13 protein-coding genes are annotated in these 15,345 nt (G+C 69.1%); 4 read left to right on the plus strand and 9 right to left on the minus strand.

Features of this window, described 5'->3' with window-relative positions; translation table 11 throughout:
* Nucleotides 1–103: 103 nt before the first annotated feature.
* From kdpE to WS54_RS25035, 9 genes are all read right to left on the minus strand, one after another.
* Nucleotides 104–802: a two-component system response regulator KdpE gene (gene kdpE / locus WS54_RS24995; protein ID WP_034207996.1), complete on the minus strand. Its 699-nt coding sequence runs from the start codon at nucleotides 800–802 to the stop codon at nucleotides 104–106.
* Nucleotides 795–3,638 carry a sensor histidine kinase gene (locus WS54_RS25000; RefSeq protein WP_059781316.1) on the minus strand — a complete coding sequence of 948 codons (2,844 nt, stop codon included), beginning with the start codon at nucleotides 3,636–3,638 and terminating at the stop codon, nucleotides 795–797. Before WS54_RS25000 ends, kdpE begins: the two co-directional genes overlap by 8 nt.
* Before the next feature lie 151 nt (nucleotides 3,639–3,789).
* Nucleotides 3,790–4,371, minus strand: coding sequence for a potassium-transporting ATPase subunit KdpC (gene kdpC, locus WS54_RS25005; protein ID WP_059781314.1), 582 nt, complete (start codon nucleotides 4,369–4,371; stop codon nucleotides 3,790–3,792).
* 39 nt (nucleotides 4,372–4,410) lie between these two features.
* A complete protein-coding gene (gene kdpB / locus WS54_RS25010) occupies nucleotides 4,411–6,495 on the minus strand; it encodes a potassium-transporting ATPase subunit KdpB (protein ID WP_059781312.1) in 2,085 nt (694 codons plus the stop codon).
* A gap of 54 nt (nucleotides 6,496–6,549) precedes the next feature.
* The gene (gene kdpA, locus WS54_RS25015) at nucleotides 6,550–8,355 is read right to left on the minus strand and encodes a potassium-transporting ATPase subunit KdpA (RefSeq protein ID WP_059781310.1); all 1,806 of its coding nucleotides are present in this window, start codon (nucleotides 8,353–8,355) and stop codon (nucleotides 6,550–6,552) included.
* Nucleotides 8,352–8,444: a K(+)-transporting ATPase subunit F gene (kdpF, locus tag WS54_RS25020; RefSeq protein WP_006752209.1), complete on the minus strand. Its 93-nt coding sequence runs from the start codon at nucleotides 8,442–8,444 to the stop codon at nucleotides 8,352–8,354. The genes kdpA and kdpF overlap by 4 nt, the downstream gene beginning before the upstream one ends.
* Nucleotides 8,445–8,744: 300 nt before the next feature.
* Complete coding sequence (locus WS54_RS25025) at nucleotides 8,745–9,719, minus strand: quinone oxidoreductase family protein (protein ID WP_059781308.1); 975 nt, start codon at nucleotides 9,717–9,719, stop codon at nucleotides 8,745–8,747.
* A 172-nt stretch (nucleotides 9,720–9,891) separates the two neighbouring features.
* Nucleotides 9,892–10,284, minus strand: coding sequence for a methylglyoxal synthase (locus WS54_RS25030; protein ID WP_059781305.1), 393 nt, complete (start codon nucleotides 10,282–10,284; stop codon nucleotides 9,892–9,894).
* A 65-nt stretch (nucleotides 10,285–10,349) separates the two neighbouring features.
* Nucleotides 10,350–11,129, minus strand: coding sequence for an SDR family oxidoreductase (locus WS54_RS25035; RefSeq protein ID WP_034208003.1), 780 nt, complete (start codon nucleotides 11,127–11,129; stop codon nucleotides 10,350–10,352).
* Nucleotides 11,130–11,338: 209 nt separating this feature from the next.
* Between WS54_RS25035 and upp the strand changes: the two genes are divergently transcribed.
* The 4 genes from upp to hemF all read left to right on the plus strand — a co-directional run bounded on the left by upp (nucleotide 11,339) and on the right by hemF (nucleotide 15,340).
* Nucleotides 11,339–11,989 carry a uracil phosphoribosyltransferase gene (gene upp, locus WS54_RS25040; protein WP_006481871.1) on the plus strand — a complete coding sequence of 217 codons (651 nt, stop codon included), beginning with the start codon at nucleotides 11,339–11,341 and terminating at the stop codon, nucleotides 11,987–11,989.
* A 197-nt stretch (nucleotides 11,990–12,186) separates the two neighbouring features.
* On the plus strand, nucleotides 12,187–12,915 hold the full coding sequence (locus WS54_RS25045) for a YebC/PmpR family DNA-binding transcriptional regulator (protein WP_034208004.1): 729 nt from the start codon (nucleotides 12,187–12,189) through the stop codon (nucleotides 12,913–12,915).
* A 102-nt stretch (nucleotides 12,916–13,017) separates the two neighbouring features.
* Nucleotides 13,018–14,298, plus strand: a complete 1,281-nt coding sequence (gene purD, locus WS54_RS25050; protein ID WP_059781304.1) for a phosphoribosylamine--glycine ligase — start codon at nucleotides 13,018–13,020, stop codon at nucleotides 14,296–14,298.
* Between the two features lie 118 nt (nucleotides 14,299–14,416).
* Entirely contained in the window at nucleotides 14,417–15,340 is a 924-nt protein-coding gene (gene hemF / locus WS54_RS25055) for an oxygen-dependent coproporphyrinogen oxidase (protein ID WP_034208006.1), read from the plus strand.
* The last annotated feature ends 5 nt before the right edge of the window (nucleotides 15,341–15,345 follow it).

The raw sequence follows: 15,345 nt of genomic DNA on the forward strand, positions 1-15,345 counted from the left end.
GCGCAGCCGGTGTGCAAGGGCGGCCGCGGTCGCGAAACTGTCGCGCCGGCACAACCCTGCCGGTGCGCGGCTTCCGACCGCATGCCCCGCCGCGCACCGCCCGTCACACCGCGCCGACGAGCCGATAGCCGACGCCCGTCTCGGTGACGATGTGCTCGGGCTGCGCGGGATCGGCCTCGAGCTTCTGGCGCAGGTGCGCCATGTAGATGCGCAGGTAATGATGGCTCTCGACGTGCGACGGCCCCCACACGTCGCGCAGCAGCTGGCGGTGCGTGAGCACGCGCCCCGCGTGACGCACGAGCGTCGCGAGCAGCCGGTACTCGAGCGGCGTCAGGTGCACGATCGCGTCGTCGCGCCACACCTGGCGCAGCGCGAGATCGACGGTCACGGCGCCGAAGGTCACCTTCGGCGACTCGTTCGCGCCGCCCTGGTTGCGCCGGCGCAGTTGCGCGCGCATCCGCGCGCGCAGTTCGGACACGCCGAACGGCTTGGTCAGGTAGTCGTCGGCGCCCGCGTCGAGCGCCGCGACCTTCTCCTCCTCCTGCGTGCGGGCGGACAGCACGATCACCGGCACCTCGGACCAGCCGCGCAGCTCGCGGATCACGTCGAGGCCGTCGGTGTCGGGCAGGCCGAGGTCCACGATCACGAGGTCGGGCTTGCGCGTCGCCGCGTCGATCAGCCCCTGCTTGCCCGTCTCGGCCTCGAACACCGCGATGTCCTCCTCCTCGAGCGCGGCGCGCACGAAGCGGCGGATCTGCTTTTCGTCCTCGATCAGGACGACGGTCAGGCTGGGTTCACTCATGGTCTGGCAATGGCTCGGATGGGGGCGATGCGCCCGGCAGGTCGGATTCGTCGTCGGGCGCGGCCGGCGCGGCCGGCGGCGTGTCGACCGGCAGCGTGAACCAGAAGCGCGCGCCCGTCACGCGGCCGTCGGGCGCGGTGCGGTTGAGCGCGCCGATTTTACCGCCGTGCGCCTCGACGATCGCGCGGCAGATCGCGAGCCCGAGCCCGATGCCGGGCGTCGCCGACTCCTTCTCGCCGCGCGTGAACTTGTCGAAGATCCGCGTCTCCATGCCGGCCGGCAAGCCGGGGCCGTGATCGTCGACGTGCACGCGCACGAACGGGGTCCCGTCGTCGGTCACGCGCTCAGCGCCGATGTCGAGCGACGTATCGGGCGGCGTGTACTTCGCCGCGTTCTCGAACAGGTTGGTGAACAGCCGCTCCATCAGCACCGCGTCCATCTGCAGCAACGGCAGGTCGGCCGGCAGCGCGACGCGCACGGGATGACGCGCGAGCACCCGCCGGCAGGCGGCGAGCGCCGCGCCGACGGTTTCCTCGAGCAGCGACCACTGGCGCTTGAGCTGCAGGCTGCCGCCCTGCAGCCGCGCCATGTCGAGCAAGTTCGTGACGATGCCCGTCATGCGCAGCGCCTCGTCGTGAATCGCGTCGACGAGTTCGCCCTCGCGCTGCGCGAGCCGCGCGGCCGCCGCGGCGTCGCCCGCGTCGGCGGCCGCGCGCCCGTTCGCGAGCATCGACGAAAAGCCGACGATCGTCGTGAGCGGCGTGCGCAGGTCGTGCGAGATCGCCGACAGCAGCGAGTTGCGCAGCCGCTCGGACTCCATGTTGACGAGCGCGTCGCGCGCGATCTCGACGTAATGGACGCGCTCGAGCGCAAGCGCGATTTGCGCGGCGAATGCGTCGAGCATCCGCTGCTGCTCGGGCACCTCGAGTTCGCGCGGCTCGCGCGATGCGACCGCGAGCACGCCGCGCGTGCGCATCGGCGCTTTCAGCGGCAGGTACAGCGCGGCCGTCGCCGGCAGCGTATCGGTGCCGCGCCCGGCCGGCTTCTGCTGGTCGTACACCCACTGGCCGACGTCGCGGTCGAGCTCCGCGCCCGTCAGCGTGACGGCCGCATCGGGCTCCTCGATCTTCTGCCGTACCTGGTCCGCGCTGTCGGGCAGCAGGAACGCGACGCGGGCGCGGAACACCTCGCCCACGTGGCGGCTGCCGATCTCGACGATCTGCTCGGTCGTCAGCGCCGCGCCAAGCTCGCGCGCCATCGCGTAGATCGCGCCGGTGCGGCGCTCGCGGCGCTGCGCGACGCTCGCCTGGCGCGTGAGCGTCGACGTCAGGTGGCTGATCACGAGCGACGTCAGCAGCATCCCGAAGAAGGTCAGCAGGTATTGCGTGTCGCTGACCGAGAACGACATGCGCGGCGGCACGAAGAAGAAATCGAACGCGGCCACCGACAGGAACGACTGCAGCACGCCCGGGCCGCGCCCGAGCCGCACGGCCGAAAACACCACGCCGAGCAGGTACAGCATCACGAGATTCGTGAGGTCCAGCCGCCCGGATACGACGCTCGCGACGACGGTGATCGCCGCACAGATCGCGGCCGCATACGCGTAATGGCGCGGCGGCGAACGATGCGTGCCGAACTTCGCGAACGCATCGCGCCAGTCGCGCGCCCGCGCGTCGAGCGGCGCGGCGCGCGCCTCGTCGCTCGCGGACGCGCGAATCAGCATCAGGTCGACGTCGCCCGCGCGTTCCGCCAGTTGCTCGCCGAACGGCCGCGCGAAGCGGCGCGCGAGCCCGACCTTCGGCGAGCCGCCCGCGACCAGCTTCGATACGTTGCGCACCTTCGCATAGCCGATCAGCGCGGCGACCGCGTCGGCGCCGGCGAGCGTGGCCGTCTCCGCGCCGAGCTCGGCCGCGAGCTTCAGCGCGTCGAGCGTGCGCTGCCGCCGCGCGTCGGGCAGCCGCTGCAGGCGCGGCGTCTCGACGTACACGGCGATCCAGTCGGCCTTCAGGCTCGCGGCCAGGCGCGCCGCCGCGCGCACGAGCGTCGGCGCTTCGGCGCCCGGGCCGACGCACACGAGCAGCCGCTCGCGCGCCTGCCAGATGCGCTGGATCGACCGGTCGGCGCGGTATTCGCGCATCTGCGCGTCGACGCGATCGGCCGTGCGCCGCAGCGCCAGCTCGCGCAGCGCGATCAGGTTGCCCTTGCGGAAGAAGTTGCGCACCGCGCGCTCGGCCTGCTGCGCGAGATAGACCTTGCCGTCGCGCATGCGCTCGAGCAACTCCTCGGCCGGCAGGTCGACGAGCGTGACTTCGTCGGCCGCGTCGAACACGCGATCGGGCACGGTCTCCCACACGCGGATGCCCGTGATCGCGCCGACCACGTCGTTCAGGCTTTCGAGGTGCTGGACGTTGACGGTCGTATACACGTCGATGCCCGCGTCGAGCAGCTCGTAGACGTCCTGCCAGCGCTTCAGGTGCCGGGCGCCCTGCACGTTCGAATGCGCGAGCTCGTCGACGAGGATCAGTTGCGGCGCACGCGCGAGCGCGCCGTCCAGATCGAATTCGGCGAGCGTGCGGCCGCGATAGTCGAGGCGCGCGGGCGGCAGCACGTCGAGGCCGTCGAGCAGCGCGGCGGTCTCGCCGCGGCCGTGGGTCTCGACGATGCCGACGACGACGTCGACGCCTTCCTGCCGGCGCTGCCGCGCGGCCTGCAGCATCGCATAGGTCTTGCCGACGCCGGCGGACGCGCCGAAGAAGATCTTGAGCTGGCCGCGCCGCTGCTTTTCTTCGTCTCGCTGCAGCTTGTCGAGAAGTTGGTCTGGATCGGGACGGTTCATGCGTGAGGAAGGCGGAGCGCCCGGATGCGCGCGGGTACGAGCATTGTGGTTCCAAATCGCCGCAAAAGGCAAAGACGGCGCGCGCGCCGTCGGGAAAAGCGCATCCGGCGCGGTTCGGGCGCGCCGGATGCCGGTCGGTACGCGCGATCGGTCAGTGCGCAGCCTGCGCCGCGTCGAGCGCCAGGTTCAGCTTCAGCACGTTCACGCGCGGCTCGCCGAGCACGCCGAACTGGCGGCCCGTCGTGTTCGCGGCAACGAGTTGCGCGACCGCGTCCGGCGCCATGTTGCGGACCTTCGCGACGCGCTCGACCTGGTACGCGGCGGCGGCCGGCGTGATCTCCGGATCGAGGCCGCTCGCCGACGCCGTCACGAGATCGACCGGCACCGGCTTCGACAGGTCGGTGCCGGCGTCGCGCAGCGCGGCGAGGCGCGCCTTCACCTGGTCGGCGAGCGACGGGTTCAGCGGGCCGAGGTTCGAGCCGCCGGAGCCGGCCGCGTTGTACGGCATCGGCGCGGTGGCCGACAGCCGGCCCCAGAAATACTTCGGCGCGTCGAACGGCTGGCCGATCAGCGCGGAGCCGACGACCTTGCCGTCCTGTTCGATCAGGCTGCCGTTGGCCTGCGACGGGAACACGGCCTGACCGAACACGGTCATCGCGGCCGGGTAAGCGAGCCCCGTCACGGCGGTCAGGATGACGAACAGTACGACGAGCGGGCGAATCAACGATTTCATGATGGTTCCTTCAGGTGCGGCCGGCTAGGTGCGGCCGGCTCAGGCCCAGCCGAGCGCGGCGAGCGTCATGTCGATCAGCTTGATGAACGGGAACGGCAGCAGCACGCCGCCGAGCCCGTAGACCAGCAGGTTGCGGCGCAGCAGCGACGCGGCGCCGAGCGGCCGGTAGGTCACGCCTTTCAGCGCGAGCGGAATCAGCGCGACGATGATCAATGCGTTGAAGATCACCGCCGACAGGATCGCGGACGCCGGCGAGCTCAGGTGCATGATGTCGAGCACGCGCAATTGCGGGTACGTCGTCACGAACGCGGCCGGAATGATCGCGAAGTACTTCGCGATGTCGTTCGCGATCGAGAACGTGGTCAGCGACCCGCGCGTCATCAGCATCTGCTTGCCGATCTCGACGATCTCGATCAGCTTCGTCGGGTTCGAGTCGAGGTCGACCATGTTGCCGGCCTCCTTCGCCGCCTGCGTGCCGGTGTTCATCGCGACCGCGACGTCCGCCTGGGCGAGCGCCGGCGCGTCGTTGGTACCGTCGCCCGTCATCGCGACGAGGCGCCCGGCCGCCTGGTGCTCGCGAATCGTCGCGAGCTTGGTTTCCGGCGTCGCTTCCGCGAGGAAATCGTCGACGCCCGCTTCCGCCGCGATCGCCGCGGCCGTCAGCCGGTTGTCGCCCGTCACCATCACGGTCTTGATGCCCATCTTGCGCAGCTCCGCGAAGCGCTCCTTGATGCCGCCCTTCACGATGTCCTTCAGCTCGATCACGCCGAGCACGCGCGCCGCCCCTTCCTGCAGGTCGGCCACGACGAGCGGCGTGCTGCCGCGGCGCGCGACGTCGTCCACCGCGCGGCGCACGTCTTCCGGAAAGCGGCTGCCGTGCGTCTCGACGTAGCGGCGAATCGCATCGGCCGCGCCCTTGCGGATTTCGCGGCCCGGCAGATCGACGCCGCTCATCCGCGTCTGCGCGGAAAAGCCGAGGAACGTCGCGTGCAGTTGCGCCATGTCGCGCTGGCGAATGTCGAAGCGCGCCTTCGCGAGCACGACGATGCTGCGGCCTTCCGGCGTTTCGTCGGCGAGCGACGACAGTTGGGCGGCATCGGCCAGCGCTTCCTCGGTCACGCCGGGCGCCGGCACGAACGTCGACGCCTGGCGGTTGCCGAGCGTGATCGTGCCGGTCTTGTCGAGCAGCAGCACGTCGACGTCGCCGGCCGCCTCCACCGCGCGCCCCGACGTCGCGATCACGTTCGCCTGCATCATCCGGCTCATCCCGGCCACGCCGATCGCGGACAGCAGGCCGCCGATCGTCGTCGGGATCAGGCACACGAGCAGCGCGACGAGCGCGGTGATCGTCACCACGTGGCCGGCCTTCATCGCCTCGACCGAGAACATCGAGAACGGCAGCAGCGTCGCGGTCGCGAGCAGCATCACGATCGTCAGCGCGACGAGCAGGATCGTCAGCGCGACTTCGTTCGGCGTCTTCTTGCGCTTCGCGCCTTCGACCATCGCGATCATCCGGTCGAGGAACGCCTCGCCCGGATTCGCGGTGACCTTCACGACGATCCAGTCCGACAGCACGCGCGTGCCGCCCGTCACCGACGAGAAGTCGCCGCCCGATTCGCGGATCACCGGCGCGGATTCGCCGGTGATCGCCGATTCGTCGACCGACGCGACGCCGTCGAGCACCTCGCCGTCGGCCGGGATCACGTCGCCGGTCTCGACGAGCACGACGTCGCCTTTACGCAGGTCGGACGCGGTCGTGATGCGGATCGGCGACTTCGGATGCGGCTCGTTGAGCTTCTTCGCCATCACGTCCTTCTTCGCGCTGCGCAGCGACGCGGCCTGCGCCTTCGAGCGCCCTTCCGCGAGCGCTTCGGCGAAGTTCGCGAACAGCACCGTGAACCATAGCCACAGCGCGACCGCGAGGATGAAGCCCGCGGGCGCCTCGGCCTGGCCGGCGAGCGCCGCGATCCACAGGATCGTGGTCAGGATGCTGCCGACGTACACGCAGAACATCACCGGGTTGCGCAACTGCGTGCGCGGCGTGAGTTTCTTGAACGAATCCACGATCGCCGGGCGCAGCAGCGCCGGATCGAACATGGACCGTGTTGCGGAATGTTGAGTCATTGCGATCTCTTCAAGCTCTTCAGTCTTTTCAATGTGTCGCCATGCGGGCGCGCGTCACGCGCCCAGCCACATCATCAGGTGCTCGACGCCCGGGCCCAGCGCGAGCGCCGGCACGTAGGTCAGCGCACCCACCAGCAGCACGGTGCCGAGCAGCAGCACGACGAACAGCGGGCCGTGGGTCGGCAGCGTGCCGCTCGTCGCCGCGATGCGTTTCTTCGCGGCGAGCGAGCCGGCGATCGCCAGCACCGGCACGATCGTGCCGAAGCGGCCGAACCACATCGCGATCGCGGTCATCCAGTTGTAGAACGGCGTGCCGACCGTCAGGCCCGCGAACGCGCTGCCGTTGTTGTTCGCGGCCGAGCTGAACGCATAGAGGATTTCCGAGAAGCCGTGCGGGCCGGGGTTCGCGATGCCGGCCTTGCCCGCGTCCGCCAGCACCGCGATCGACGTACCGACCAGCACGAGCAGCGGCGTGAGCAGCACGACGATCGACACCATCTTCATCTCGTACGACTCGATCTTCTTGCCCACGTATTCCGGCGTGCGGCCGATCATCAGGCCGGCGACGAACACCGCGAGCAGCGCGAACACGAGCATCCCGTAGAGGCCGGAGCCGACCCCGCCGTAGATCACCTCGCCCAGTTGCATCAGCAGCATCGGCACGAGGCCGCCGACCGGCGTCAGCGAATCGTGCATCGCGTCGACCGCGCCGCACGACGCGGCCGTCGTCGCGACCGTGAAGATGCCGGTCTGCGCGATCCCGAAGCGCGTTTCCTTGCCTTCCATGTTGCCGCCCGGCTGCAGCGCGCTCGCCGACTGGTCGACGTGCAGCGCGACGAGCGTCGGGTTGCCGGCCTGCTCGGCGCTCACCTCGACGCCGGTCGCGACCGCGAACGCGACCGTCATCGCCGCGAGCACCGCGATACCCTGCCGCCGGTCGCCGATCATCCGGCCGAACACGAGGCACAGCGCGGCCGGGATGATCAGGATCGCGAAGATCTGCACGAAGTTCGCGAACGGCGTCGGGTTCTCGTACGGATGCGCGGAGTTCGCGTTGAAGAAGCCGCCGCCGTTGGTGCCGAGCATCTTGATCGCTTCCTGCGACGCGACGGGGCCCATCGCGAGCGTCTGCTTCGTCAACGGGGTCGGCACCGTGACCGCGTTGCCCTTGTCGTCCTTCACCGGGTTGCCCTGCGCGTCGAGCTTCGGCGCCGCATAGGTGCTCGCCTGCAGCACCGGCACGTCCTGGTACGCCTTCAGGTTCTGCAGCACGCCCTGGCTCATCAGCAGCGCGGCGACGAGCGCGGCCATCGGCACGAGCACGTACAGCGTCACGCGCGTCAGGTCGACCCAGAAGTTGCCGATGGTCTGCGCGGTGTGGCGCGCGAAGCCGCGGATCAGCGCGATCACGACGACGATGCCGGTCGCCGCCGACAGGAAGTTCTGCACGGTCAGGCCGAGCATCTGCGTCAGGTAGCTGACGGTCTGCTCGGGCGTGTAGTCCTGCCAGTTCGTGTTGGTGACGAAGCTGACGGCCGTGTTGAACGCGCCGTCGGCCGTCATCGCGCCGAACTGCTGCGGGTTGCCGGGCAGCAAGCCCTGCAGGCGCAGCAGCCCGTAGAGGAACAGCACGCCGAGCGCGTTGAACGCGATCGTCGCGACCGCGTATTGCTTCCAGTTCATCTCGGTGCCGGCGTCGACGCCCGCGACGCGGTACAGCACACGTTCGAGCGGCCCGAACACGCGCACGACGCGCGCGCTGCCGTCCAGCACCGCGGTCAGATAGCGCGCGACCGGCACGGCCGCCGCCAGCAGCACGACGATGAACAGCAGCGTCTGCAACAGGTTGTTCGCGTTCATTCGATGTCCTCCGCGCGCAGCAGCGCAAAGACGAGATACGCGAACAGCAGCGCGGTGGACGCGCCCGCCAGCCAAAGCATCCAGGTCATGCTCGCCCCCCGCGACCGTATTGCACGAGCTTCTCGCAACCGGCAACCAGACCGAGGATCAGCACGGTGAAAAGCACCAGGGCGCCGATGAATACCCCATCCATTTTTGTGTTCTCCGTCGTCGAAATCAGACGACTGGAACGTTATGGGAACGCACGTAAAGGGCGGGTCAAAGGTATCGGGGCGGATATAAAAAACGTGTAAACGCGAGGCGGGAGAAAAACTGAGGCGGGACGGGCGGCACCGCAGCGCCGCCCGCGAAGGCGCGTGCCGGCATGGCGCCGGCACGGAAAGGAACGGTCAGGGAACGAGAATCGTCGAGCCGGTGGTCTTGCGCGCTTCCAGATCCGCATGCGCGCGGCCGACTTCCGCGAGCGGATAGCGCTGGTTGATGCTCGTCTTCACCTTGCCCGACAGGATCACGTCGAACAGCTCGGCGGCCGCCGCTTCGAGATCGGCGCGCTTCGCGATGTACGAGAACAGCGTCGGCCGCGTGAAGAACAGCGAGCCGCGCGACGAGAACTCCTTCGAGTCGATCGGCGGCAGCGGGCCGGACGCGTTGCCGAAGCTGACGAAGTAGCCGAGCGGCGCGAGGCTGTCGAGCGAGCCGACATAGGTGTCCTTGCCGATCGAATCGTAGACGACCGGCACGCCCGCGCCGTGGGTGATCTCCTTCACGCGCTGCGTGAAGTTTTCGCGCGTGTAGACGACCGGGTGATCGCAGCCGTGCGCCTTCGCGAGTTCGGCCTTTTCGTCGGAGCCGACCGTGCCGATCACGGTCGCGCCGAGCGCCTTCGCCCACTGGCACACGAGCAGCCCGACGCCGCCGGCCGCCGCATGGATCAGGATCGTGTCGCCGGCCTTCACCGGGTACGTGCGACGCAGCAGATAATGCGCGGTCAGCCCCTGCAGCATCACCGACGCCGCATCGTCGTAGCCGATGCCGTCGGGCAGCTTCACGAGTTTCTCGGCCGGCAGCACGCGCTCCTGCGCATACGCGCCCGGCGGCTGCGCGACGTAGGCGACGCGATCGCCGACCTTCAGCGCGCTCACGCCGTCGCCGACGGCCGTCACTTCGCCGGCCGCCTCCATCCCGAGGCCCGCCGGCAGCGGCTGCGGATACAGGCCCGTGCGGAAATACACGTCGATGTAGTTGAGCCCGACCGCGTGCTGGCGGATACGTACCTCGCCGGCCTTCGGCGCGTCGACGTCGACATCGACCCACTTCATCACGTCCGGGCCGCCCGGCTGGTCGTATCGGATTGCTTTCGGCATCGTTTTGCTCCTCGTCTGTCTGTCGGTCAGGGAAATCCGGATCGCCGATGCGCGCGCCGCACCGATTCGTACGGAAGCCGGCAGGCGCGCATGGCGACGCACGATTCTCGCGCGTCGCCGCCGTCCGTGCATGGCCCTGCCGCCGGCAGGGACAATCGGCCGACGCCCGCGCCTAGCAAACGTCCTGCATGTTCCGCGCCAGATCGTCGAGCAGCATCCGCGCGGTCGCGACGTTGGTCGCGACCGGCACGTCGTGCACGTCGCAGGCGCGCACGAGCGCGGTGATGTCGGGGTCGTGCGGCTGCGCGGTCATCGGATCGCGCAGGAACACGACGATGTCGACGCGGCCGTCGGCCAGTTCCGCGCCGATCTGCAGGTCGCCGCCGAGCGGCCCCGACAGCTTGCGCTCGACGTCGAGCCCGTGCGCGGCGGCGATACGGCCGCCCGTCGTGCCCGTCGCGACCAGCCGGCATTGCGCGAGCGTGTCGCGATACTGGCCCGCGAGCGCGACGATCTCGTCCTTCTTCGCGTCGTGCGCAATCAATGCGATGCGGGGTTTGCTCATCTCCGTTTCCTTCGTCGTTCGGTTGTTCGGTCGTTGTGTCGTGGTCGTGAATCGCAAAGCGCGGGTCAGAACGTGCCCGGATACGCGCCGCCGTCGAGCAGCCAGTTCTGCCCGGTGATGTAGCCGGCGTGCACGCTGCACAGAAATGCGCAGGCCGCGCCGAATTCGGCGCGCGTGCCGAGGCGCCCGGCCGGGATGTCCCGGGTGCGCCGCGCACGCATCTCGTCGACCGTCACGCCCTGCGCCTTCGCCGATGCGGCGAGCGTCGTCGCGATCCGGTCGGTGTCGAACAGCCCCGGCAGCAGGTTGTTGATCGTCACGCCCTGCCCCGCGACCTTGCGCGACAGCCCCGCGACGAAGCCGGTCAGCCCCGAGCGCGCGCCGTTCGACAGCGCCAGCACGTCGATCGGCGCCTTCACGGCCGAACTCGTGATGTTGACGATCCGGCCGAAGCCGCGGCCGATCATCCCGTCGACGGTTGCCCGGATCAGCTCGATCGGCGTCAGCATGTTCGACTCGAGCGCGCGGATCCAGTCGTCGTGGGAGAAATCGCGGAAATCGCCGGGTGGCGGGCCGCCGGCATTCGTCACGAGAATGTCCGGCTGCGGGCACGCGGCGAGCGCGGCCGCGCGGCCGTCCGGCGTCGTGATGTCGCAGGCGACCGCCGTGACCGACACGTTCGCGCCGGCGCGGATCTCTTCCGCGGTTTCCTCCAGCGTGTCGCGCGTGCGCGCGACGATCACGAGGTTCACGCCCTCCGCGGCCAGCGCTTCCGCGCAGCCGCGCCCGAGGCCCTTGCTCGCCGCGCACACGAGCGCGGTCTTTCCTTCAATGCCGAGATCCATCGTCGCTTCCCTGGTGGCGCGCGTGCCGGCGCGGCCCCGCGTTGCCGCCGGCGGGCGGGCGAACGGGCGTGCGCGGCACGCGGATTGTCGTGAGACGTCGATAATATCCGGATCGCGTGGCGCGCCTTGGTAAAATTGCGGCCATCGGCGACGGCCGGCACGTGCCCGCCGCCGCCCCCGATCCCCTTTCGCCGCCAAGGCACCCCGTCATGAAACAGGACAGCCGTTTCCCGAACCTCTTCATCACCGATCACCCACTGATCCAGCACAAGCTCACGCACATGCGCGACAAGGACACGTCCACGCGCACGTTCCGCGAACTGCTGCGCGAGATCACGCTGCTGATGGGCTACGAGATCACCCGCAACCTGCCGATCACGACCAAGCGGGTCGAAACCCCGCTGGTGGCGGTCGACGCGCCGGTGATCGCGGGCAAGAAGCTCGCGATCGTGCCCGTGCTGCGCGCGGGCATCGGGATGTCGGACGGCCTGCTCGATCTCGTGCCGTCCGCCCGCGTCGGCCACATCGGCGTGTACCGCGCCGACGACCACCGTCCGGTCGAATACCTGGTGCGCCTGCCGGACCTGGAAGACCGCATCTTCATCCTGTGCGACCCGATGGTCGCGACCGGCTATTCGGCCGTGCACGCGGTCGACGTGCTCAAGCGCCGCAACGTGCCGGCCGCGAACATCATGTTCGTCGCGCTGGTCGCCGCGCCCGAGGGCGTGCAGGTGTTCCAGGACGCGCACCCCGACGTGAAGCTGTTCGTCGCGTCGCTCGATTCGCACCTGAACGAGCACGCGTACATCGTGCCGGGCCTGGGCGACGCCGGCGACCGCCTGTTCGGCACCAAGAACTGACCGAAGCGAGCGGCCGCGACGGCCGCCCTGGTCGTTCGGCCATGCGCGGCGGCCCCGAACCGGCGGTCGCCGCGTGATAAAATCACGCTCCACTCGACACGCGCGGCCCCGCGGCTTCATGCCCGCCGACACGGCCGCCGATTCAACGACACACTGCAACAATCGCCCGCGCTGCGCGCCCGGGCACGGAGAAAGGTATGGCTGGTCATTCGAAATGGGCCAACATCAAGCATAAGAAAGCGGCAGCCGACGCGAAGCGCGGCAAGATCTGGACCCGCCTGATCAAGGAAATCCAGGTCGCAGCGCGCCTCGGCGGCGGCGACGTCAACTCGAACCCGCGCCTGCGTCTCGCGGTCGACAAGGCAGCCGACGCGAACATGCCGAAGGACAACGTCAAGCGCGCGATCGACCGCGGCGTCGGCGGCGCGGACGGCGCGAACTACGAAGAGATCCGTTACGAAGGCTACGGCATCGGCGGCGCGGCGATCATCGTCGACACGCTGACCGACAACCGCACCCGCACGGTCGCGGAAGTCCGTCACGCATTCTCGAAGTTCGGCGGCAACATGGGCACCGACGGCTCGGTCGCGTTCATGTTCGATCACGTCGGCCAGTTCCTGTTCGCGCCCGGCACGTCGGAAGAAGCGTTGATGGAAGCGGCGCTCGAAGCCGGCGCGAACGACGTGACCCCGAACGACGACGGCTCGATCGAAGTGCTGTGCGACTGGCAGGCGTTCTCGGCGGTGAAGGACGCGCTCGAAGCCGCGGGCTTCAAGGCCGAACTCGCCGAAGTGACGATGAAGCCGCAGAACGAAGTCGAATTCACCGGCGACGACGCGGCGAAGATGCAGAAGCTCCTGGACGCGCTCGAGAACCTCGACGACGTGCAGGAGGTGTATACGAACGCCGTCATCGTCGAGGAATGAAATGCCGGCCGCCGCACCTGTCGCGGCGGCGGCCCGACCGATTCCGCGGCCGGCGCGCCTGAGCGTGCCGGCCGCCCTGTTTTCTAGTCTGCGGGGAATCCCATGAAACTACTCGTCGTCGGTTCCGGCGGCCGCGAACATGCGCTGGCGTGGAAGCTCGCGCAGTCGCCGCGCGTCCAGATGGTCTACGTCGCGCCCGGCAATGGCGGTACGGCGCAGGACGAGCGTCTGAAGAACGTCGACATCACGTCGCTCGACGAACTCGCCGATTTCGCGGAACGCGAAGGCGTCGCGTTCACGCTCGTCGGGCCGGAAGCACCGCTCGCGGCCGGCATCGTCAACCTGTTCCGCGCACGCGGCCTGAAGGTCTTCGGCCCGACCCGCGAAGCCGCGCAGCTCGAAAGCTCGAAGGATTTCGCGAAGGCGTTCATGAAGCGCCACGGCATCCCGACCGCCGACTACGAAACCTTCGCCGACGCGGCCGCTGCCCACGCGTACATCGACGCGAAGGGTGCGCCGATCGTCGTGAAGGCCGACGGCCTCGCGGCCGGCAAGGGCGTCGTCGTCGCGATGACGCTCGAAGAAGCGCATGCGGCCGTCGACATGATGCTGTCGGGCAACAAGCTGGGAGACGCCGGCGCGCGCGTCGTGATCGAGGAATTCCTCGACGGCGAGGAAGCGAGCTTCATCGTGATGGTCGACGGCAAGCACGCGCTGGCGCTGGCATCCAGCCAGGACCACAAGCGCCTGCTCGACGAGGATCGCGGCCCGAACACCGGCGGCATGGGCGCGTATTCGCCCGCGCCGATCGTCACGCCGCAGATGCACGCACGCGTGATGCGCGAAATCATCATGCCGACCGTGCGCGGGATGGAGAAGGACGGCATCCGCTTCACGGGCTTCCTGTACGCCGGCCTGATGATCGACAAGGACGGCAATCCGCGCACCCTCGAGTTCAACTGCCGGATGGGCGACCCGGAAACGCAGCCGATCATGGCGCGCCTGAAGAGCGATTTCTCGAAGGTCGTCGAACAGGCGATCGCGGGCACGCTCGATACGGTCGAGCTCGACTGGGATCGCCGCACCGCGCTCGGCGTCGTGCTGGCCGCGCACGGCTACCCGGACGCGCCGCGCAAGGGCGACCGCATCAACGGGATCCCGGCCGAGACCGAACAGGCCGTGACGTTCCATGCAGGCACGACGCTCGCCGACGGCGACAAGCTCGTGACGTCCGGCGGCCGCGTGCTGTGCGTGGTCGGCCTTGCCGATTCGGTGCGCGAAGCGCAGCAGCATGCGTACGACACGATCAACCAGATCAATTTCGAAGGCATGCAGTACCGCCGCGACATCGGCTTTCGCGCGCTCAACCGCAAGAGCGCGTGACGTCGCCATCGCCGCCCCGCGCCCGCGCGGCGGCGGCCCGTCTGCCGGGGTTCGATAGAATGCCCGGCAGACGCTTTTTTTACGGCCCTCGCTCAGCGCGGGGGCAGCCAGTCCAGACATGACCGATTCGACCTACGACGTGGCGCGTGTGCGCACGTACCTCCAGGGCCTGCAGACACGTATCGCCGACGCGCTCGGCGCGCTCGACGGCACGCCGCTCGCGACCGACACGTGGCAGCGCGGGCCGGCCGAACGCCTGCGCGGCGGCGGTTGCACGCGGATTCTCGAAGGCGGCCGCGTGTTCGAACGCGCGGGAATCGGCTTTTCCGACGTCGCGGGCGACGCGCTGCCGCCGTCGGCGAGCGCGGCGCGCCCGCAGCTCGCGGGCCGCGGCTTCGAGGCGCTCGGCGTGTCGCTCGTGCTGCACCCGCGCAATCCGTACTGCCCGACCGTGCACATGAACGTGCGGATGCTGATCGCGACGAAACCGGGCGAGGCGCCCGTGTTCTGGTTCGGCGGCGGCATGGATCTGACACCGGTTTACGGTTTCGAGGACGACGCGCGCCATTTCCACCAGACCTGCAAGGATGCGCTCGACCCGTTCGGCATCGAGCTCTACCCGCGCTTCAAGCAATGGTGCGACGAATATTTCTTCCTGAAGCACCGCAACGAGATGCGCGGCATCGGCGGGATCTTCTTCGACGATTTCTCGGAACCCGGTTTTGAACGCTCGTTTGACATGATGCAAAGCGTCGGCGATGCGTTCCTGCACGCTTATCTGCCGATCGTCGAGCGCCGCGCCGGGCTGCCGTACGGCGAGCGCGAACGCGACTTCCAGGCATACCGCCGCGGCCGCTACGTCGAATTCAACCTCGTGTTCGACCGCGGCACGCTGTTCGGCCTGCAAAGCGGCGGCCGGACCGAGTCGATCCTGATGTCGATGCCGCCGGTCGCGAACTGGCGCTACAACTGGCAGCCCGAGCCGGGTTCGCCCGAAGCGCGCCTGACTAGCGATTTCCTCGTGCCGCGCGACTGGGTTTGAGCCCG

The organism is Burkholderia sp. NRF60-BP8, assembly GCF_001522585.2.
In the GTDB taxonomy this organism is placed as follows: domain Bacteria; phylum Pseudomonadota; class Gammaproteobacteria; order Burkholderiales; family Burkholderiaceae; genus Burkholderia.